The organism is Zestomonas ipomoeae (assembly GCF_057128665.1).
The window spans coordinates 281513-302823 of record NZ_JBSKHQ010000001.1; the positions used below are offsets into that span (position 1 = coordinate 281513).

Sequence of the window (21311 nt, forward strand, 5' to 3'; positions counted from 1 at the left end):
TCTTAGCGCTCGGCCAGGGTAGCCAGGACCAACTGGCAATTGTGCTTGCCGTACTCGCTCAGCACCTCGCGAATACGCTGATGGTCGCGGGCGATGACTGCCTGCAACAGGCTGGCGAAAACCTCCAGGAAGCGCCCCATCTCGCCTTTCCGCCGTTCCAGTGCCAAGTGGTAGGTGCGGCTGATGGCCGGACGCAGGTTCTCCAGGGTTTCCTGCAAATAGGGGTTGTTGGCGAACGGGAAGGCCGCGCGCATGACGTCGAAGCTGTGGTCGACGAAGCCATGGATGTCCTGGCGCTCGGCGCACTCGATCAGACGCTGCTGCACCGCCACCAGCGGCGACAGCTCGGACTCGCTCTTCCAGCGCTCGGCCACCGCATTGCCGAGCAGGATGTACAGCTCCATGACCAGCGCATACAGGCTTTGCACCTTGTGCGGCGTCAGCTCGGCTACCTGGGCGCCGCGGCGCGGCAGGATGTCGATCAGGTGGCGGCGCTCGAGGATCAGCAGCGCCTCGCGCACCGAGCCGCGGCTGACGTTCAGCGACTGGGTGACTTTCAGTTCCTGAATGCGCTCACGCTCCTTCAGCTCGCCGCGAATGATGCGTTCGGCAAGGTGATGGGCGATTTGCTCGGCGAGGCTGTCCGGTGCCTTGAACGTCATGATCTTCCTTCGGCTGTCTGGTCTGTCGGGGCATGAGGGATGATCCGCAACCCCCGCCAGCGCTGGCGTGGGGCGAAAAAACAGGCGGCGAGTGTAACACAGGGCATCGGCTGCCCAGCTAGGCGCCTGTCTGAGTTTGGCGAGCCCGCTCCAACGCCGGAAGCGCCCAGGCAATCGACATGGCGTTACGCCAGGGTGTTACCCGAGACAGACCTTGCAGAGCGAAAGGTAGGGTTACGCGGCGACGCGTTCGGAGTGAATATTGTCAGACAATCCGACAATATCCACCCAACAAGGAGCCCCCCATGCTTGAACGCCTACCCTCACGCTGGATGATCGCGCTGAAAATCATCGGCTACTGGTTCTGGCTGATCCCGGTCGCCGGCCTGCCCCTGAGTTATCACTATTCGCTGGGCAGCACCCACGCCGATGCCTGGGCGTGGCTGGTGGTCGGCGTAGTGTTCGGCATCATCCCGCTGCTGGACTTCGTCATCGGCCGCGACCCGGCCAACCCGGACGAGCAGCAGGTTCCTCGCCTGGAGCGCCAGGGCTACTACCGGCTGCTCAGCCTGAGCACCGTACCGGTACTGCTGGGCACGCTGGCCTGGGCCGGCTGGGTGTTCGTCACCCATCCGGCCTGGAGCTGGGCCGGACAGCTCGGCTGGCTGCTCTCGGTGGGCACGGTGATGGGCGCCATCGGCATCACCGTTGCCCACGAGCTGATCCACAAGGACCCGGAGCTGGAACAGAATGCCGGTGGCGTGTTGCTCGCTGCGGTGTGTTATGCCGGGTTCAAGGTGGAACACCTGCGCGGGCATCACGTACATGTATCCACCCCGGAGGATGCCTCCTCCTCGCGCTTCGGCCAGAGCCTGTATGCCTTCCTGCCCCATGCCTACGCGCACAACTTTCTCAATGCCTGGAAGCTCGAGGCCGAGCGGCTCAAGCGCAAGGGCCTGCCGGCCCTGCACTGGCGCAACGAACTGGTCTGGTGGTATGCCCTCAGCGGCGTGTTCCTGGCCGGCTTCGGCCTGGCTCTGGGCTGGCTCGGCGCGCTGTTCTTTCTCGGCCAGGCGCTCTTTGCGTTCACCCTGCTGGAGATCGTCAACTATGTCGAGCACTACGGCCTGCATCGCCGCAAGCTGGACAACGGTCGCTACGAGCGAACCAACCCGACCCATTCGTGGAACAGCAATTTCCTGCTGACCAACCTGTTCCTGTTCCACCTGCAGCGGCACTCCGACCACCACGCCTATGCCAAGCGCCGCTACCAGGTCCTGCGGCATTTCGACGACAGCCCGCAACTGCCCAATGGCTACGCCGGCATGGTCGTACTCGCGCTGTTCCCGCCGCTGTGGCGCGCAGTGATGGACCCGAAGGTGCGCGCCTACTATGCCGGGGAAGAGCATCAACTCAGCGCGTCGCAGACCGCGCCCTGAGCATCGCAATGTTTAGCCGAGGCAGAGCTGAACATCGCGAAAGTTCGATTTAACCAACGCACGGTGCCGTGCAAACCTGCTGCAGGTTGAGCCATCGCGCTCGTCACGGCACCTCCCATGGGCACGCATGCAATTCGTTCCGCGTTTTCCCCGGTCCCTCGCAGCCTACGCGCTGCGCAGGCCGCGCGGACGCTGCAGTGCCCGCCGCTCTGCGTCGCCTTGCCCCTCGACCTGGCGTTCTGGGCGCTCTGGCATTGCCGCCACGCCCGCCCGCCGGATATCGCCGCCTGAAGCTGACCCTGTACGGACCGAACGCCAGGCGTTCGGCAAGCTGTCCGCATCCGCGCCACGGCGGCGCTAACGAGAGCACCATGATCTTCGCCCCTGAGCAGGAGGCCCTGAGCTTCCTCGAGCAACACCCGGATATCGACGCCTTCGAACTGTTCATCCTTGACGCCAACGGCGTGCCGCGCGGCAAGCTGCTGCACCGCGACGAGCTGCTGCCGCTGTACCGCAGCGGCCGACCGCTGCCCAGCACCATTCTCGGCTTGAGCATCCACGGCGAGGACGTCGAGGACTCCGGCCTGGTCTGGGACGTCGGCGACATCGACTGCCGCGCCTACCCGCTGCCCGGCAGCCTGGTGCGACTGCCCTGGCGGCGCATGGCGACCGCTGCGGTGCAGGTCAGCATGCACCCGCAGGAGGGTATGCCGGCGGCGGTGGCCGACCCGCGTCACCTGCTGATCCGAACCATCGAAGCGTTGCAAGCCGACGGTTACCAACCGGTGATGGCAGCGGAGCTGGAGTTCTACCTGCTCGACCAACGCCGCGATGCCAATGGTCACCCGCAGCCCGCTCCGGATGCCGACGGCGGCCGCCCGCGCGCCACCCAGGTCTATGGCCTGCGCGAGCTGGAGCAGATCGAGCCGTTCCTCGCCGATCTCTATGCCGCTTGCAAGGCCCAGGGCCTGCCGGCGCGCACGGCGATCTCCGAGTACGCGCCGGGCCAGGTGGAGATCACCCTGGAGCACGGCCCGGCGTTGGTCGCCATGGACCAGGCGGTGCGCTACAAGCGGCTGGTCAAGGGCGTCGCCCATCGCCACGGCATGCAGGCCTGCTTCATGGCCAAGCCGTTCGCCGACCTGGCCGGCACCGGCCTGCACATGCACGTGAGCCTGGCCGATGGCGAAGGCGGCAACCTGTTCGCCAGCGAAGACCCGGCCGGCACGCCGCTGCTGCGCCAGGCGGTGGCCGGCATGCTCGCCAGCCTGCAGGACTCGTTGCTGCTGTTCTGCCCCAACGCCAATTCCTACCGGCGCTTCCAGGCCAACAGCTACGCGCCGCTGGCCGCCACCTGGGGCGTGGACAACCGCACCGTCAGCCTGCGGGTGCCGGGGGGGCCGGCCCATACCCGGCATGTCGAGCACCGCATCTGCGGCGCGGATGCCAACCCCTACTTGGCCGCAGCCGCGATTCTCGCCGGCGTGCATCGCGGCATCCGCGAGCAGCTGGACCCCGGCGCGCCGGTCAGCGGCAACGGCTATGCCCAGCCCGGCGAGCGCCTGCCCACCGACTGGCTCACCGCGATCCGCAGCCTGGAGCGCTCCAGCTGGGCCCGCGACGCTCTGGGCGATGCCTTCCTCAAGGTCTACCTGGCGGTGAAGAACGCCGAGTACCGCCAGTTCATGGGCGAAGTCGGCGAGCAGGATTGGCGCTGGTACCTGACCCAGGCCTGACCCCATCGACCGCAGGCGCCTGCGCGCGCCTGCCACGGAGCATTCGAATGACCGCTGCATTGCACAACCCGATTGCCGCCGAGCGCTGCAATTCCTACTACACCGCCACCCTCGAGGCGGAAACCGACTACCCGCGGCTGCAAGGCGAAGTGACCGTCGACGTGGTCATCATCGGCGGCGGCTTCACCGGCGTGGCCAGCGCCGTGGAGCTGGCCGAGCGCGGCCTCAAGGTGGCCATCGTCGAAGCAAAGAAGATCGGCTGGGGCGCAACCGGGCGCAACGGGGGCCAGGTCACCGGCAGCCTCTCGGGCGACGGCGCGATGCGCAAGCAGATGCGCAAGCGACTCGGCGACGAGGTGGACGACTTCATCTGGCACCTGCGCTGGCGCGGCCACGAGATCATCAAGAGGCGCGTGGAGAAATACGGCATCGCCTGCGACCTCAAGCATGGCCACCTGCACGCGGCGATGAAGCCGAGCCACCTGGACGAACTGCAAGACGCCTACGAGGAAGCCGTGCGCCGCGGCATGGACGACGAGGTGAGCCTGCTGGATGCCGCTGGCGTACGCGAGCACCTGGGCAGCGAGCTCTACTGCGGCGCCATCAAGAACCGCCGCAACCTGCACCTGCACCCGCTGAACCTGTGCATCGGCGAGGCCAGGGCCGCCGGGAGCCTGGGCGCGCTGATCTTCGAGCACTCCGAGGTGCTGCAGATCGTCCATGGCGACAAGCCGGCGGTGGTCACCGCCGAGGGCCGGGTCAACGCACGCCAGGTGCTGCTGGCCGGCGACGTCTACCACAAGCTGGAAGCCAAGCGGCTCAAGGGCATGATCTTTCCGGCGATGGGCGGCATCGTCACTACCGCCCCGCTCGGCGAGTTGGCGCGCGCCCTCAACCCGCAGGACCTGGCGGTCTACGACTGTCGCTTCGTGCTCGACTACTACCGCCTGACCGCCGACGGCCGCCTGCTATTCGGCGGCGGCTGCAACTACTCGGGACGCGACTCGCGGGATATCGCCGCCGAGCTGCGCCCAGCCATCGAGCGCACCTTTCCGCAGCTCAAGGGCGTGGCGATCGACTACCAGTGGAGCTGCGCGATGGGCATCGTGATGAATCGCATTCCCCAGCTCGGCAAGCTGTCGCCCAACGTCTGGTACTGCCAGGGCTATTCCGGCCACGGCATCGCCACCACCCACATCATGGGCGAGATCATGGCCGAAGCCCTGACCGGCAGCCTGGAGAAGTTCGACACGTTCGCTGCCTGCCGGCATATCAAGGTGCCGCTGGGCGACCAACTGGGCAACCCGATGCTGGCGGTCGGCATGTGGTACTACCAGTTGCTGGAGAAGCTGCGCTGAGGCACGCCGACGCCCGCCTCAGGGCCGCTCCAGCATGCTCAAGCGGTTGCGGCCCTGGTTCTTGGCGCAGTAGAGGCCCTGGTCGGCCAGCTGGATCAGCAGGTTGCGCGACTCGCCGGGCTTGGGAATTATGGTCGCGCCACCGATGCTGAGGGTGACGAAAGAGCCGCGCATCGGGACATTGTGGGGAATGCGCCGCTCGGAAAAGGTCTCGCGAATCCGCTCCGCCACCACCCGAGCGCCCGCCGCGGCAGTACCCGGCAGCACGATGACGAACTCGTCGCCGCCATAGCGTGCGGCCAAATCGGCCGGACGGGTGCAATGGTCGCGCATGGAGGCAGCGACAATGCGCAGCAACTCGTCCCCCTCCAGGTGTCCCTGGTTGTCGTTGTAGCTCTTGAAGTAATCGACATCGATGAGCAGCAGCGAAATCTGCGCCTGTTCGCGCTGTGCCCGCAGCCATTCCATGTCCAGGTACTCGTCGAAGTGGCGGCGGTTGGACAGACCGGTGAGCGCGTCGGCATTCATCAGCCGCTGCAGCACCAGGTTGGTGTCCAGCAACTGCTGCTGGCTCTCGCGCAGGGCGCGAAAGGCCTCATCACGCTGCAGCAGCGTCTGGTAGGAGCGCGAGTGATAGCGCACGCGAGCGATCAGCTCGACCGCGTCCGGCAGCTTGACCAGGTAGTCGTTGGCGCCGGCGCTGAAAGCCGCGCTCTTCACCGCCGGATCCTCCCGTGTGGAAAGCACGATGATGGGGATGTCGCGGGTCGCCGGATTGTCCCGGTACTCGCGCACCAGCGACAAGCCATCCACCCCCGGCATCACCAGGTCCTGGAGGATCACCGTGGGCTTGATCTGCATGGCCTGCGCAACCGCCTGCTGGGAGTCGGCGCAGAAATGGAAGTCAATGCTGTCCTCCCGCGCCAGGTCGCGCCGCACCGCCTCGCCGACCATTGCCTGGTCGTCGACCAGCAGTACCATCACCGCATTCTCGTCGACCGACAGATGCGGTCTCTGCAACGGCTCGCTCACCTGTACCTCCCTGGCCGTCGTCGCCGACAGGGCCTATTTTGCGTTTGAGGGAAAGACTTCCAGCAGACGTGGTGCGATGTCATGCAAGGAATGGATTTCCACGGCGGCACCGAGTCCCGCCGCCATCTTCGGCATGCCATAGACCGCACTGCTCTGTTGGTCCTGGGCGATGGTGAGAAAGCCTCGCTCACGCATCGACTTGAGCCCCTGCGCACCGTCGCGGCCCATGCCGGTCAGCAGCACGCCGACCGCATCGCCGCGCCAGTGCCGGGCGACACTCTCGAAGAAGAGATCGATGGACGGACGATATACAGAGTAGTCGTCCGGCTCGCTGGTATAGGCCAGGCGACCGTCTTTCATCAGGCGTATGTGGCTGTCTGTCCCCGCCAGCAGGATTTCCGCCACCGGCGGCACCTCGCCACTACGGGCAAGGCGAACCGGCTTGCCCGAGACCCCGCTCAGCCATTCGGCCATGCCGGCGGCGAACACCGCATCGACGTGCTGCACCAGCACGATGGCAGCGGGAAAAGTCTCCGGCAGTTCACTCAGCAGCGTGGCCAGCGCATTCGGCCCGCCCGCCGACGCGCCGATCACCACCAACCGCCGCGGTAGCGGGCTCGCGCCCGCCTTGGCACCGTTGCCCGCCTGGCCGATCAGCCAGCCCAGGTTGCGGATCTTGCGCAGCAGCGGCGCCACCGCCTCGGCGGCATCCGCACCGCCGAGCAGCGGCGTGTCGACCACATCCAGGGCGCCGTGGCCCATGGCCTCGAACACCAGGCGCATGTTTCGCGCAGAATCACCGGTCACCAATAGGATGGCGCAAGGGCTCTGGGCCATGATCTGGCGCGTCGCTTCGACCCCGTCCATCACCGGCATCAGCAGATCCATCAGCACCAGATCGGGTGTTTGCACCGCGCAGCGGCGAACCGCCTCGGCGCCATCCTGCGCCACCCACAGCACTTCATGCTCAGGCGCGAAGGCCAGCGCGCGGCGCAATGCCTCGACCGCCATCGGGGTATCGTTGACGATACCGATTTTCATGCCGGCCCTCCGATCAGCTCTTCCACCGCATCCAGCAGCGCCTCGTCATGGAAACTGGCCTTGGCCAGGTAGTAGTCGGCCCCCGCTTCCAACCCACGGCGACGATCCTCCTCGCGATCCTTGTAGGACACCACCATGACCGGCAGCGCCTGCAGGCGGTGGTCGCGGCGCAACAGCGTGACCAGTTCGATGCCATCCATGCGCGGCATGTCGATGTCGGTGATCAGCAGGTCGAAGTGCTCGGCCCGCAATGCGTTCCAGCCGTCCATGCCGTCGACCGCCACCGCCACCTCGTAGCCGCGATTCACCAGCAGCTTGCGTTGCAGTTCGCGCACGGTCAGCGAGTCGTCCACCACCAGCACGCGCTTGCGCGCCGAACCGCCCGCCTGGCCGCCCGCATCGATACGCTCCAGGCTACCGCTGCTGAGCAGCAGTTCCATGGCTCGCAGCAGGTCTTCGACGTCGAGGATCAGTACCGGCGTGCGATTCTCCAGCAAGGCGCCGGCAGCCACGCTGCGCACCTTGCCCAGCCGCGGGTCCAGCGGCAGCACCACCAGGTTCCGCTCGCCGATGAAACGTTCGACCGCAATACCGTAGAAAGCTCCCGGTTTGCCGATCAGTACCACCGGAATGGCGGCATCCGCGGCGTTGCCCGGAGGCAGTTGGAGTAACTGGCTGGCGGCGACCAGACCCACCGCTTCGCCGTCGTGGAGGAACTGTTGGCGCCCCTCCAGCTGCACGATCGCATCCGGCTCCAGTTCGTCCATCCGCTCGATATGGGCCAGGGGAAAGGCATAGGCTTCCCCGGCGATCTGCACCACCAGGCTGCGTACCACCGAGAGCGTCACCGGCACCTCGATCAGAAAGCGCGAACCGCCGCCCTGTACCTGCTGCAACTGGATATTGCCGCGCAGCTGGCGCAACAGGTGTTGCACCGCATCCAGGCCGACGCCACGGCCGGACAGCTCGGTGACCTGCTCGCGCAGGCTGAAACCCGGCAGGAACAAGAAGCTGAGCAGCTCGGCTTCGTTCATCCGCTCGACGGTGTCGTCGTTGGCCAGGCCGCGCTTGACGATGGCCCCACGCAGCCTGGCCAGGTCCACCCCGGCACCGTCGTCGACGACCTCCAGCAGAAGCAGACCCGCCTGGTGGCGCGCCCGGATGCTGATCAGTCCCTCGGCGGGCTTGCCGGACGCCAGGCGCGCCTGGGGCGCTTCGATGCCATGATCCAGGGCATTGCGCAGCAGGTGTACCAAGGGCGCCTCCAGGCGCTCCAACACTTCGCGATCCACCGGGGTCTTCTCGCCTTCGACCTGCAGGCGCACCTGCTTGCCCAGGCTGCGCGCAAGATCGCGGATCATCCGGGCCTGCCCCACCAGCACATCTTCCAGGGGGCGCATGCGGCAGGCCAGGGCGGAGTCGTACAGCCGCTGGCCCCGCTGCACGGCCTGCCAGGCGAACTCGTCGAGTTCGGCGGCTTCGCGCTCGAGCAGCTCGCGCGACTCGCCCCACAGCCGGCGCGACTCCTTGACGGTTGCCAGCAGCGGCGAATCCTGCTCGCTTTCCAACAGGCGATCCTGCAGCAACTCCAGCAGACGGCCGAGCTGCCCCAGCAGGCGCTCGCCGCGTTGCCGGGTCAGCAGCAGCGCCTGCAGCCGCTGCGATTCCACCAGCGTCTTGCTGGCCAGATCGAGCAAGAGGTTGAGGTGATCGGCGGTGACCCGCAGCGCGCGCTCGTCAGTCTTCGCTACCGTCGCAGCGGTGGTTGGCGCCGACTCGTCCTTCGCCCCGATGGCCTCGGGTGCTGCCGGGACCCCGGGCGCTGTGCCGCCCGCATGGGCTTCCAGCAGGCCAACCAGGGTGTCGACCTCGACGGGGGGCACCTCCCCCGGTTGCTGGGCGATGCGCAGCAGCAGGTCGCTCCCCAGCAGCAGCGCATCGATATGCTCGGCGGCCAGGCGCAGGCGCCCCTGCTGGGCGGCCACCAGGCAATCCTCCATGACATGGGCCACGCGCACGCCGGCATCGACCCCGACGATGCGCGCCGCGCCCTTCAGCGAGTGGGCGGCGCGCATGCACGCCTCCAGTTGCTCGGCCTGGGTCGGTTCCTGCTCGAGCACCAGCAGGCCGGCACCAAGCACCTGGGTCTGCGCCTCCGCTTCCAGGCGGAACAGTTCCAGCAACGAGGCATCCCGCATTTCGTCGGGGGTCATGTCAGGCTCCGGTTCATCGCCAGCAGCAGTGCGTCCTCATCCAGCAGGCGCACGCTGTGTCCGTGCCAGTCCAGCACGCCGAGGCTGAAGGGACTGCTCAGGGAACTGCGCCGCATCGCCTCGTCCAGAGCGGTCAGCTCAATGCCGTGGATACCCTCCACCTCGTCCACCGGCACCAGCACGTGCCCGCCTTCCGCGGCGATCACCAACAGGCGCGGTACCACCCGTCGGCGCTGAGCCGGCACCCTGGAAGTCGCCTCGATGCCGAGTAACTCGGCCAGCGACAGGCAGGCCACCAGGGCACCGCGCACATTGGCGACGCCGAGCAACACCCGCGAACGCGAGTGCGGCAAGGCGTGGACCGGCGCGGTCGGCAGCACCTCCATCAGCACTCGCGTGGGCAGCGCCAGCCATTCGTCGCCAAGGCGGAATATCAGCTGCGAGCGAGTGGCTACGTCCGCGATGGATGCCCGCTCGGCCACCTCCTCGACCTGCTCTTCGTGAGACAACGCATAGCGGTCGAGCAGGCGGATGGCGGCGGCGCCATACACCGGGCAGTTGCGGCAATGCACATGCTCGGCGAGCTTCGGGCAGGACTTGTCGCCCCGCACGCCGATGCGATTCCAGCAGTCGTCGAGCGGCTGCCGGTCCTTTTCATCCATGGCCATCGGCTCCTCGTTCGGCGCGCGCCCGTAGCTGCCGCGCCCCGGCGAGATCGCCCTCGGCAGTCAGCAATGCCGCCAGATGATGCAGGGCTTCGCGGTGCTGCGGCTTCAGATAGAGCGCCTTGCGGTAATAACCACGGGCATCGCCGGGCCTGCCTTCGGCGTCGTTCAGCAAGCCCAGCCAATAGAAGGCATCGGCGTCGGGCCCACGCTCGGCGAGCAGGCGCTCGCAGGACTGCCGGGCCTCGGCCAGGCGCCCTTGGTCGGCCAGTGCGGCGATGGTCTGCAGCGTCGTTCCGGCCTCCACTGGAGACGCTGGCTTGCTTCGCGGCGGAGGCGCCTTGGGCAGCCGGGGAGCACGCTGCACGCGAGCCGCCCGGCGCGCCGGGGGCGGCTCCGCCTGCGGGACGGCCGGTTTCGCCTCGGGTACCACCGCAACGACAGGCTCCGGAAAGCGAAACGCGAAGCTGTTGGGAACGCTCAGCGCCGCCAGCCCCATGCGGGAGAACAGACTGGCTTCCGCCGGACCGATGAAGAACACGCCATCGCGCCTTGCCAAGCGAGCAAGCGCGGAGAACACCGCCTTCTGCGTGGCTTGGTCGAAATAGATCAGCAGGTTCCGGCAGAACACCACGTCGTAAGGCGGCTCGTCCGCCAGCAGGCCGGGGTCGAGCAGGTTGCCGCAACGGAAGTGCACCTGCGCGCGGACCTGCGCTGCCAGATGATAGTCGTGCTCCTGCCAGGAGAAATGGCGATTGCGAAAGCCCAGCGCCTCGCCGCGAAAGGAATTCTGGCCATAGCGGCCAAGCTGGGCGCGTTCGATCAGCCTGGGGCTGACGTCCAGTGCGTGCACCCGGAACGATGCCGCCGGAATGCCCGCGTCCAGCAATGCCATGACGATGGAATACGGCTCCTCGCCGGTGGCGCAAGGCAGGCTGAGGATGCGCAGCGGGCGCGCACCGGCAAGCGTCGCCAGGCGCTCCCGGGCCAGCCTGGCGAGCAGCACGAAGGACTCGGGGTAACGGAAGAACCAGGTCTCCGGCACGATCACCGCTTCGATCAGCGCCTGTCGCTCCTGTGGCGACTCCTGTAGCAGCGTCCAGTAGCCATCGCTATCGACGGCCACCCCCGCGGCAAGGCGCAACCTCACTGCGCGCTCGATCACCGAAGGGCCGACCGTGCCGACATCCAGGCCGATGCGGGTCTTGAGGAATTCGGCGAAGCGCTCCACGCCGCTCATGCCTCAACGCTCCGGTCGGGAAACAGCAGTGCCTGCACGGCGTCGGGCAGCAAGCCTTTCACGCGCACCCGTTGCACGAGCCCGGCCTCCGAGCGGTAGACCGGGCCGAGGTAAGGAGCGCCCTGGTTGTCCAGGCCGTAGTCCTGGAAATCGGCCGGATCGCAGCGCAGGGTTTCGCACGCCTGTTCGAGAATCAGGCCGAGCAACCGGGCTTGCCCATCGCCCCGCGGGTAGTGCACCAGCACGATCCGGGTGGTGGTTCGCGGAGCCGCCTGGCGACCGCTCATCAGTTCGCTCAAATCGAGCACCGGCACCAGCTCGCCGCGGTGGGAAAAGATGCCAGCGACCCAGGCCGGCGCCTGTGCGATGGGCTTGAGTCGACGCAGCGGCAGCACCTCGGCCACCTCCCGAACATCCAGTGCGTAGCGGTCGGTGCCAACCTTGAACAACAGGAACAGCATGCCCGCTCGACCCATGGCGCCACTCCGTGATCCGGACACTCGGCAGCCTCCTTCACACCTGAAAGCGTGAAACTCCGCTGCGCAGGCCGCTCGCCACCTGGCTCAGCTCGTCGATGGCACTGCTGATCTGGCGCAACGACTCCACGGTCTGCCCGGTCGCCTCGCCGAGCTGCAACAGTGCCTGGCTGATCTGCTCGGCGCCGGTGGCCTGGGTCTGCATGCCCTCGTTGACCATCGACAGGCGCGGCGACAACGCCTGGCTGTGCTGGATGATCTGGCCCAACTGCTCGCCGACGTCCTGTACCTCGGCCATGCCACGGCGCACCTCCTCCGAGAACTTGTCCATGCCCATCACGCCGGCGGAGACCGCCGACTGGATCTCACGCACCATCTGCTCGATGTCGTAGGTCGCCACCGCGGTCTGGTCCGCCAGCCGGCGCACTTCGGTGGCGACCACGGAGAAGCCGCGCCCGTACTCGCCGGCCTTTTCCGCCTCGATGGCGGCGTTCAGCGACAACAGGTTGGTCTGGTCCGCCACCTTGACGATGGTGGTGACCACCTGGTTGATGGTGCCGGCCTTCTCGCTGAGGATCGCCAGCTTGGCATTGACCAGCTCGGCGGCGCCGATCACCTGGTGCATGGTTTCCTCCATGCGCGTCAGCCCTTCCTGCCCACTGCCGGCGATCACCGACGCCTGCTCGGCGGAGGCGGCGATCTCGCCCATGGTGCGCAGCAGATCCCTCGAGGTGGCGAGGATCTCCCGCGAGGTGGCGCCGATCTCCGCGGTAGTGGCGGCGGTTTCCGTGGCGGTGGCCTCCTGCTGCCGCGCGGTGGCAGCGATCTCGGTCACCGCCGTGGTCACCGCGATGGACGATTGCTGCGACTGCGACACCAGCTTGACCAGCGATTCGGTCATGCCGTTCAGGCCTCTCTGGATCACGCCGAACTCGTCCTGCCGCTCCAGCATCAGGCGCGCATTGAGCTTGCCGTCCCGCAAGCTGTCCAGCACGTCGAGAATGCGCTGCATCGGCGCGAGAATCGCACGCATCAGCAGGTAGCCGCTGGCCACGGCAATCAGCACGGCCACCAGGAGCATCACCAACATGTTGGCCTCGGCCCCCTGCACCTCGGCAAGCACCCCCTGGGCGTATTCCTCCGCCGCTTCCCGATCCAGCTCCATCATGCGGGCCCGCAGCGCACGCCCCTCCAGCCACGCCGGTACCAGCCGCTCCAGCAACAACGCGGCTTCGGCATTCTGCTCTCCCTCCGCGTAGCGCGCGACGACAGCCCGTTGCAGCTCTTCGTATTTGCGCTGCTGCGCCTTGAGTGCGGCGAACGCCTCGCGATCCTCGGAGCGCAGCAGGGTTTTCTGATAGTCGACGTCCAGGGCGTGCAAGCGCTCTTCCAGCTCGTCGAGTTGCAGCAAGATCGCTTGGCGTTCGTCGGAATCCGGGTGTATGGCGAGCTGCTGGGTCAGCACCAGGCGCTCGACGTCAGCGGTACGGATCTGATCGCCCAAATGCATGCCCGGCAACGCATCCAGGCGGATCTCCCCTACACGATTCTCGATGGATTTCAGGCCTGAGTAGATGAGCCCGGCCATCAGCACCATGACGGCGATGACCAGGGAGAAACTGGCATAGATCCGCTGGCGAAGGGTCCAGTTCTGCACGTCTTGCTCCTGTGTCATTGTCCTGATGACCCTTCAGGTATAGCAGCTAACCCGCAGAACCCATGACAAGCCGTCGCGACCTGCCAACGGATGCTGGCGGAGGCAGGGAGGACCCGGCGAACCGGTCACGACTGCACAATGCCGGCTCATAACCAAAGCAGGGGCCAAATTCCTGACCTTAAAGTCAAATATTTATTGACCCACGGGTCAGACACCACTAAATTTGCCTCCATACGACGCCCGTTCGTACACAACAATAAAGTGCCTGGAGGTCTTCCTTGATCCAGTTTTTACTCAATCGGGAACTGCGCACCGAGCAGCGACTCGATCCGAACACCACGGTGCTGAACTACTTGCGCGAGCATCTCGGCAAGACCGGCACCAAGGAAGGCTGTGCCTCCGGCGACTGCGGTGCCTGCACCGTGGTGGTCGGCGAGCTGGAAACCGTCGACGGACGTGAGCGTATCCGCTACCGCACCCTCAACTCCTGCCTGACCTTCGTCTCCTCGCTGCACGGCAAGCAGTTGATCACCGTGGAAGACCTCAAGCACCGCGGCCAACTGCACGGCGTGCAACAGGCCATGGTCGACTGCCATGGCTCGCAGTGCGGCTTCTGCACCCCCGGTTTCGTCATGTCGCTGTTCGCCCTGCAGAAGAATTCGGCAGGCTTCGACAAGGCCGAGACCATGGAAGCCCTGGCCGGCAACCTCTGCCGCTGCACCGGCTACCGCCCGATCATCGATGCCGCGGAGCAGGCCTGCTGCCAGAAGCAGCCGGACCAGTTCGACGCCGTCGAAGCCCAGACCATCGAGCAGCTGCGCGCCATCGCCCCGCGCGAGACGGCCGAGCTGAACAGCGGCGACAAGCGTTGCCTGCTGCCGCTGACCGTCGCCGACCTGGCCGACCTCTACGCCGCCAACCCGCAGGCCCGCCTGCTCGCCGGCGGCACCGACCTGGCCCTGGAGGTCACCCAGTTCCACCGCGAGCTGCCGGTGATGATCTACGTCGGTCACGTACAGGACATGAAGCGCATCGAAGTCACCGCCGAGCACATCGAGATCGGCGCCGCCGCGGCTATCTCCGACTGCTACGAAGCGCTGTCCCACGACTACCCTGACTTCGGCGAGCTGCTGCACCGCTTCGCCTCGCTGCAGATCCGCAACCAGGGCACCCTCGGCGGCAACATCGGCAACGCCTCGCCGATCGGCGACGCCCCGCCGCTGCTGATCGCTCTCGGCGCGCAGGTTGTGCTGCGCAAGGGCAGCGCCAGCCGCACCCTGCCGCTGGAGGACTACTTCCTCGACTACAAGGTCACCGCCCGTCAGGAAGGCGAGTTCATCGAGAAGATCATCGTGCCGCGCGCCCAGTCGAACCAGGCGTTCCGCGCCTACAAGGTGTCCAAGCGCCTGGACGACGACATTTCCGCGGTCTGCGCCGCCTTCAACCTGACCGTAGAGAACGGCGTAGTGCAGAACGCCCGCATCGCCTTCGGCGGCATGGCGGCCATTCCCAAGCGCGCCGCCGCCTGCGAGGCCGCGCTGAACGGCGCCGGCTGGTATCCGGGAGTGATCGAACGGGCCTGCGAGGCACTGGCCGAAGACTTCACCCCGCTGACGGACTTCCGCGCCAGCAAGGAATACCGCCTGCTCACCGCGCAGAACCTGCTGCGTAAATTCTTCCTCGAGCTGCAAGCTCCCGAAGTCGAGACCAGGGTGACCGCTTATGTCTAACCAGCACAAATCACACAAGACCCAGGAAGAACTGGTCGCCCTCTACAAGCAGGACCTGGTCACCGGCGTTGGCCGCCCGGTCAAGCACGACAGCGCGCCCAAGCACGTCACCGGCGAAGCGATTTATGTAGACGACCGCCTGGAGTTCCCCAACCAGCTGCACGTCTACGCCCGCATGAGCGACCGCGCCCATGCCCGCATCGTCAAGATCGATACGGCGCCCTGCTACCAGTTCCCCGGCGTGACCATCGCCATCACCAGCAAGGACGTGCCCGGCCAGCTGGACATCGGCCCGGTGGTCGCCGGCGACCCGCTGCTGGCCGAAGACATCGTGCAGTACGTCGGCCAGCCGGTGATCGCGGTGGGCGCCGACAGCCTGGAAACCGCGCGCAAGGCGGCCATGGCGGCGATCATCGAATACGAAGACCTGGAACCGGTGCTGGACGTCGAGGACGCCCTGCGCAAGAAGCATTTCGTGCTCGACAGCCACCAGCACAAGCGCGGCGACTCGACCAAGGCGCTGGCCTCGGCCCCGCGTCGCCTGCAGGGCAAGCTGCACATCGGCGGCCAGGAGCATTTCTACCTGGAGACCCAGGTGTCCTCGGTGATGCCCAGCGAAGACGGCGGCATGATCGTCTACACCTCGACCCAAAACCCCACCGAGGTGCAGAAGCTGGTTGCCGAGGTGCTCGGCGTGCCGATGAACAAGATCGTCATCGACATGCGCCGCATGGGCGGCGGCTTCGGCGGCAAGGAAACCCAGGCGGCCGGCCCGGCCTGCCTGTGCGCGGTGATTGCCCACCTCACCGGGCGGCCGACCAAGATGCGCCTGCCGCGCGTCGAAGACATGCAGATGACCGGCAAGCGCCACCCGTTCTTCGTGCAGTACGACGTCGGCTTCGATGACGACGGCTTGCTGCATGGCATCGAGATCGACCTGGCCGGCAACTGCGGCTACTCGCCGGACCTCTCCGGCTCCATCGTCGACCGCGCCATGTTCCATTCGGACAACGCTTACTACCTGGGCGACGCCACCATCAATGGCCATCGCTGCAAGACCAATACCGCATCGAACACCGCCTACCGCGGCTTCGGCGGCCCGCAGGGCATGGTCGCCATCGAGGAGATCATGGACGCCGTGGCCCGTAGCCTCGGCAAGGACCCGTTGGAGGTGCGCAAGCGCAACTACTACGGCAAGGAAGAGCGCAACGTCACCCATTACTACCAGACGGTGGAGCACAACATGCTCCAGGAGATGACCGCCGAGCTGGAAGCCAGCGCCGAGTACGCCAAGCGCCGCGAGGAAATCCGCGCGTTCAACGCCAAGAGCCCGGTGCTGAAGAAGGGCCTGGCACTGACTCCGGTCAAGTTCGGCATCAGCTTCACCGCCACCTTCCTCAACCAGGCCGGTGCGCTGATCCACATCTACACCGATGGCAGCATCCACCTGAACCACGGCGGCACCGAGATGGGCCAGGGCCTGAACACTAAGGTCGCCCAGGTGGTGGCCGAAGTGTTCCAGGTGGACATCGAACGCATCCAGATCACCGCGACCAACACCGACAAGGTGCCGAACACCTCGCCGACCGCTGCCTCTTCCGGTGCCGACCTCAACGGCAAGGCCGCGCAGAACGCCGCGCAGACCATCAAGCAGCGCCTGGTGGAATTCGCCGCGCGACACTTCAAGGTGACCGAGGAAGACGTCGAGTTCCGCAACGGCCAGGTACGCGTGCGTGAGCGCATCCTGCCGTTCGAGGAGCTGATCCAGCTCGCCTATTTCAATCAGGTGTCGTTGTCCTCGACCGGTTTCTATCGCACGCCGAAGATCTTCTACGACCGCGAGAAAGCCGCCGGCCGGCCGTTCTACTACTACGCCTTCGGCGCGGCCTGCGCCGAGGTGATCGTCGACACCCTGACCGGCGAGTACAAGATGCTGCGCACCGACATCCTGCATGACGTCGGCGCCTCGCTGAACCCAGCCATCGACATCGGCCAGGTGGAAGGCGGCTTCGTCCAGGGCATGGGCTGGTTGACCATGGAAGAGCTGGTGTGGAACGCCAAGGGCAAGCTGATGACCAACGGTCCGGCCAGCTACAAGATTCCGGCCATCGCCGACATGCCGCTGGACCTGCGGGTGAAGCTGGTGGAGAACCGCAAGAACCCGGAAGACACCGTGTTCCACTCCAAGGCCGTCGGCGAGCCGCCGTTCATGCTCGGAATCGCCGTGTGGTGCGCGATCAAGGACGCCGTGGCCAGCCTGGCCGACTACCAGGCGCAGCCGCAGATCGACGCACCGGCCACGCCGGAGCGCGTGCTCTGGGGTGTGCAGCAAATGAAGGCGCTGCAGGGCAGTGCCACTTCCGTTACTCAAACCGAGGCCGAACCGGCCTGAAGTGTTGGGGTGGAAAACCGCGAAGCTCTTCCGCTGCCATGGTGGATGGGTGGAGCGTCATCCACCCTACAAGGAGCGGGGGGACGCCGAGTCCCATATCCGCGAGCATGGCCCGCTCCCACGAAGAATGCAGACCCGCGACAGGTGCACAACAATGAAAAGACACACCGACAGTGGCCAGGAGACAACCGCGAACCCGGCGCTGGAAGCCTTCCCGCCCGTGATCCTGCTGGATGACGAGGTTCGTCCCCTGCCCCGCGCCAGGAAAGACCATTGGCGCCTGTCGCAATCGGCCAAGCCCCTGCGAACCTGGAGGCTGAGCAAATGAGCAGCTGGATCAGCGCCCTCGCCGAGTTGCAGCAAAAAGGCGAACCCTGCGTGCTGGTGACCATCATCGAAGAGCGCGGCTCCACGCCGCGCAACGCTGGCTCGAAGATGGTCGTCACCGCCGAGCGTATCTTCGAGACCATCGGCGGCGGCCATCTCGAATACAAGGCCATCGAACTGGCGCGCGAGATGCTGGAACAGCGTAGCCAGGACACCCGCCTGGAGCGCTACTCCCTCGGCGCCAGCTTAGGCCAGTGCTGCGGCGGCGCCACCGTGCTGCTGTTCGAGCCCATGGGCCAGCCGCAGGCGCAGATTGCGGTGTTCGGTGCCGGCCACGTCGGCCGCGCCTTGGTGCCGCTGCTCGCCAGCCTGCCGTGCAAGGTGCGCTGGATCGACTCGCGGGAGAACGAATTTCCCGAATCGATTCCCGCCGGCGTGGAAAAGGTGGTCGAGGAAGAGGTGGTCGACGAGGTGGAGCGCATGCCCGCCGGCAGCTACTTCATCGTCATGACCCACAACCACCAACTCGACCTGGAGCTGACCGCCGCCATCCTCAAGCGCAACGATTTCGCCTACTACGGCCTGATCGGTTCCAAGACCAAACGCGTCAAGTTCGAACACCGCCTGCGCGACCGCGGCTTCCAGCCGGAGGTAATGCAGAAGATGCGCTGTCCGATGGGGTTGTCCGAGGTCAAGGGCAAGTTACCGATCGAGATCGCCGTATCCATCGCCGGCGAGGTCATCGCCACCTACAACGCCAACTTCGGTCAGGAAACCAAGAGCGGCGAGTCGGTGGCCAAGCTGATGCCGGTATCGCGCAGACACCCGTAGGTTGGGTTGAGCTTGCGATACCCAACAAGGAGCGCGCAGCGCTCCCCGAAACCCATTCCGATTCACCGATTCGAGCCAAGCGTGCAATGAACAACAACCTGAAAGCCTACCGCGCCGCCATCCTGCACAGCGTCGCCGACCCCAGCGAAGTCGGCGCCGAGCAGTCCTACCAGTACTTCGAAGACGGCGTGCTGCTGGTCGAGAACGGCAAGGTCGCCAAGGTCGGCCCGGCCGCCGAGCTGCTGCCGACGCTCAAGGGCGTCGAGGTGGTCGAATACCAGGACGCGCTGCTCACCCCCGGCTTCATCGACACCCACATCCACTACCCGCAGACCGGCATGATCGGCTCCTACGGCGAGCAACTGCTGGACTGGCTGGAAACCTACACCTTCCCCACCGAGAAGCAGTTCGCCGACAAGGCCCACGCCAGCGACGTGGCGAACATCTTCCTCAAGGAACTGCTGCGCAACGGCACCACCACCGCACTGGTGTTCGGCACCGTGCACAAGCAGTCGGTGGACGCCTTCTTCGAGGCAGCGCAAGCGCTGAACCTGCGCATGATCGCTGGCAAGGTGATGATGGATCGCAACGCCCCCGAATACCTCACCGACACCCCGGAATCCGCCTACGCGGACAGCAAGGAACTGATCGAGCGCTGGCACGGCAAGGGCCGCCTGCACTATGCGGTAACCCCCCGTTTCGCCCCCACCAGCTCGCCCGAACAACTCGCCCTCGCCGGCCAGCTGTTCCAGGAATACCCGGACCTGTACATGCACACCCACCTCTCGGAGAACCGCAAGGAGATCGAGTGGGTGAAGGCGCTGTTCCCCGAGCGCAAGGGCTACCTGGACGTTTATGACCACTACAGGCTGATCGGCGCGCGCGCGGTGTTCGCCCACGGCGTGCATCTGTGCGACGAAGAATGCCAGCGCCTCGGCGAAACCGGCTCGGCCGTTGCCTTCTGCCCCACCTCCAACCTGTTCCTCGGCAGCGGCCTGTTCGACCTGCCGAAGCTGGAGCAGCACGGCGTGCGTGTGGGCCTGGGCACCGACGTCGGTGCCGGCACCAGCTTTTCGCAGCTGCAATCCCTGAACGAGGCCTACAAGGTCATGCAACTGCAGGGCAAGAAGCTCGACCCGTTCAAGTCCCTGTACCTCGCCACCTTGGGCGGCGCCCGCGCACTGTACCTGGACGACAGGATCGGCAACTTCGCCCAGGGCAAGGACGCGGACTTCGTGGTCCTCGACTACCGCGCCACCCCGCTGATGACCTATCGCCTGCAGCAGGCGCGCACGCTGGAAGAAAAACTCTTCGCCCTGATGACCCTCGGCGACGACCGCGCAGTGAAGGAAACCTTCGCCGCCGGGCAGTCGGTGCATCGGCGCGGTTGAACGGGAGCCCGGATTACGCGCCCCGGACTACCGCACACAAAAAAGCCCTGCATCACAGGGCTTTTCCCGTAGGGCGAAATTTCGCCCTCAGCGCGCGGCGGCGCGGCCGGCCTTCTTCTTCGTCTGCAACAGATGCGAAAACACCGCGTGCAGATCATCCGAGGCGCTTTCCTCGTCGAGATTGAGCTTGCTGTCGATGTGATCCATGTGGTGCATCATCAGCATCACCGCACGCTCCTTGTCACGCGCTTCGATGGCGTCGATCAGTTCGTTGTGCTCGTCATAGGAACAATGGGAACGGCCGCCGCTTTCGTACTGGGCGATGATCAGCGAGGTCTGCGATACCAGGCTGCGCTGGAAGCTGATCAACGGGGCGTTCTTCGCCGCTTCGGCCAGCTTCAGGTGAAATTCGCCGGAGAGGCGAATACCGGCACCACGGTCGCCACGGGAGAAGCTGGTCTGTTCGTCTTCCACCATCTGCCGTAACTCAGCCAACTGCTCGGCGGTGGCGTGCTCGACGGCCAGTTCGGTGATGGCCCGCTCGACCATGCGCCGTGCGTAGAAAATCTGCCTGGCTTCGTCCACGCTCGGGCTGGCCACCACCGCGCCGCGGTTCGGCCGCAGCAGCACCACGCCCTCGTGGGCCAGACGGGACAGGGCGCGGCGGATGATAGTGCGGCTGACGCCGAAGATCTCGCCGAGGGCCTCTTCGCTCAGCTTGGTGCCGGGCGCCAAACGCTGTTCGAGAATGGCATCGAAGATATGGGCGTAAACGATATCGTCCTGAGTTCCGCTACGGCTGCTCTTGCCGGCACGCGGCTGCTTCTTCAATGGCTGCAATTGTTCGTTCATGAATGCTCGTGTTCTCAAGGAGGTCGGCGATCCGCCGAAAACTCTACAGCGTTCCCGGAGCTGCTGGTAAGCAGATCGGGGTGTTGTCGGGTAAAAGACCCGCTCATTGTACACAATCACACCAACCCGCACACTTTATCCGGTTATAGATCTTTCTCGCCCCGCCACCTCCAACTTTGCACCCCCGATAATCTGACCAAATGCTCAGAATCGAGGGAATCCAGGGCTTCGCCTGAAGCTGCGGCAGCACATGAAGTGCCTTTTGCAGA

17 protein-coding genes are annotated in these 21311 nt (G+C 65.9%); 8 read left to right on the top strand and 9 right to left on the bottom strand.

The window, feature by feature from the left end; translation table 11 throughout:
* Positions 1–2 precede the first annotated feature (2 nt).
* On the bottom strand, positions 3–662 hold the full coding sequence (locus ACWKV7_RS01205; protein ID WP_483855804.1) for a GntR family transcriptional regulator: 660 nt from the start codon (positions 660–662) through the stop codon (positions 3–5).
* A 305-nt stretch (positions 663–967) separates the two neighbouring features.
* Between ACWKV7_RS01205 and ACWKV7_RS01210 the strand changes: the two genes are divergently transcribed.
* The 3 genes from ACWKV7_RS01210 to ACWKV7_RS01220 all read left to right on the top strand — a co-directional run bounded on the left by ACWKV7_RS01210 (position 968) and on the right by ACWKV7_RS01220 (position 5195).
* Positions 968–2101 carry an alkane 1-monooxygenase gene (locus ACWKV7_RS01210; RefSeq protein WP_483855805.1) on the top strand — a complete coding sequence of 378 codons (1134 nt, stop codon included), beginning with the start codon at positions 968–970 and terminating at the stop codon, positions 2099–2101.
* Positions 2102–2472: 371 nt separating this feature from the next.
* On the top strand, positions 2473–3837 hold the full coding sequence (locus ACWKV7_RS01215) for a glutamine synthetase family protein (protein ID WP_483855806.1): 1365 nt from the start codon (positions 2473–2475) through the stop codon (positions 3835–3837).
* Between the two features lie 47 nt (positions 3838–3884).
* Complete coding sequence (locus ACWKV7_RS01220; RefSeq protein ID WP_483855807.1) at positions 3885–5195, top strand: NAD(P)/FAD-dependent oxidoreductase; 1311 nt, start codon at positions 3885–3887, stop codon at positions 5193–5195.
* An 18-nt stretch (positions 5196–5213) separates the two neighbouring features.
* On the opposite strand, the gene ACWKV7_RS01225 is transcribed toward ACWKV7_RS01220, so the two are convergent.
* From ACWKV7_RS01225 to ACWKV7_RS01255, 7 genes are all read right to left on the bottom strand, one after another.
* On the bottom strand, positions 5214–6176 hold the full coding sequence (locus ACWKV7_RS01225; RefSeq protein ID WP_483856270.1) for a diguanylate cyclase domain-containing protein: 963 nt from the start codon (positions 6174–6176) through the stop codon (positions 5214–5216).
* Positions 6177–6260: 84 nt separating this feature from the next.
* Positions 6261–7268 (bottom strand): chemotaxis-specific protein-glutamate methyltransferase CheB, encoded by a 1008-nt coding sequence (cheB, locus tag ACWKV7_RS01230; RefSeq protein ID WP_483855808.1) that lies wholly within the window; start codon positions 7266–7268, stop codon positions 6261–6263.
* Complete coding sequence (locus ACWKV7_RS01235; RefSeq protein WP_483855809.1) at positions 7265–9481, bottom strand: response regulator; 2217 nt, start codon at positions 9479–9481, stop codon at positions 7265–7267. Before ACWKV7_RS01235 ends, cheB begins: the two co-directional genes overlap by 4 nt.
* Complete coding sequence (locus tag ACWKV7_RS01240) at positions 9478–10149, bottom strand: chemotaxis protein CheW (RefSeq protein ID WP_483855810.1); 672 nt, start codon at positions 10147–10149, stop codon at positions 9478–9480. Before ACWKV7_RS01240 ends, ACWKV7_RS01235 begins: the two co-directional genes overlap by 4 nt.
* Positions 10136–11386 (bottom strand): CheR family methyltransferase, encoded by a 1251-nt coding sequence (locus ACWKV7_RS01245; protein WP_483855811.1) that lies wholly within the window; start codon positions 11384–11386, stop codon positions 10136–10138. The genes ACWKV7_RS01240 and ACWKV7_RS01245 overlap by 14 nt, the downstream gene beginning before the upstream one ends.
* Positions 11383–11886 carry a chemotaxis protein CheW gene (locus tag ACWKV7_RS01250; protein WP_483855812.1) on the bottom strand — a complete coding sequence of 168 codons (504 nt, stop codon included), beginning with the start codon at positions 11884–11886 and terminating at the stop codon, positions 11383–11385. The genes ACWKV7_RS01245 and ACWKV7_RS01250 overlap by 4 nt, the downstream gene beginning before the upstream one ends.
* Before the next feature lie 13 nt (positions 11887–11899).
* Positions 11900–13519, bottom strand: a complete 1620-nt coding sequence (locus ACWKV7_RS01255; RefSeq protein WP_483855813.1) for a methyl-accepting chemotaxis protein — start codon at positions 13517–13519, stop codon at positions 11900–11902.
* A gap of 278 nt (positions 13520–13797) precedes the next feature.
* On the opposite strand from ACWKV7_RS01255, the gene xdhA reads away from it, so the two are divergent.
* From xdhA to guaD, 5 genes are all read left to right on the top strand, one after another.
* Positions 13798–15249: a xanthine dehydrogenase small subunit gene (gene xdhA / locus ACWKV7_RS01260; protein ID WP_483855814.1), complete on the top strand. Its 1452-nt coding sequence runs from the start codon at positions 13798–13800 to the stop codon at positions 15247–15249.
* The gene (gene xdhB / locus ACWKV7_RS01265; RefSeq protein ID WP_483855815.1) at positions 15242–17641 is read left to right on the top strand and encodes a xanthine dehydrogenase molybdopterin binding subunit; all 2400 of its coding nucleotides are present in this window, start codon (positions 15242–15244) and stop codon (positions 17639–17641) included. The genes xdhA and xdhB overlap by 8 nt, the downstream gene beginning before the upstream one ends.
* Before the next feature lie 154 nt (positions 17642–17795).
* Complete coding sequence (locus tag ACWKV7_RS01270) at positions 17796–17969, top strand: hypothetical protein (protein WP_483855816.1); 174 nt, start codon at positions 17796–17798, stop codon at positions 17967–17969.
* Positions 17966–18799 (top strand): xanthine dehydrogenase accessory protein XdhC, encoded by an 834-nt coding sequence (xdhC, locus tag ACWKV7_RS01275; RefSeq protein ID WP_483855817.1) that lies wholly within the window; start codon positions 17966–17968, stop codon positions 18797–18799. The genes ACWKV7_RS01270 and xdhC overlap by 4 nt, the downstream gene beginning before the upstream one ends.
* Positions 18800–18885: 86 nt before the next feature.
* Positions 18886–20190 (top strand): guanine deaminase, encoded by a 1305-nt coding sequence (guaD, locus tag ACWKV7_RS01280; protein WP_483855818.1) that lies wholly within the window; start codon positions 18886–18888, stop codon positions 20188–20190.
* Positions 20191–20277: 87 nt separating this feature from the next.
* On the opposite strand, the gene ACWKV7_RS01285 is transcribed toward guaD, so the two are convergent.
* Entirely contained in the window at positions 20278–21042 is a 765-nt protein-coding gene (locus ACWKV7_RS01285) for a GntR family transcriptional regulator (protein WP_483855819.1), read from the bottom strand.
* Positions 21043–21311 lie beyond the last annotated feature (269 nt).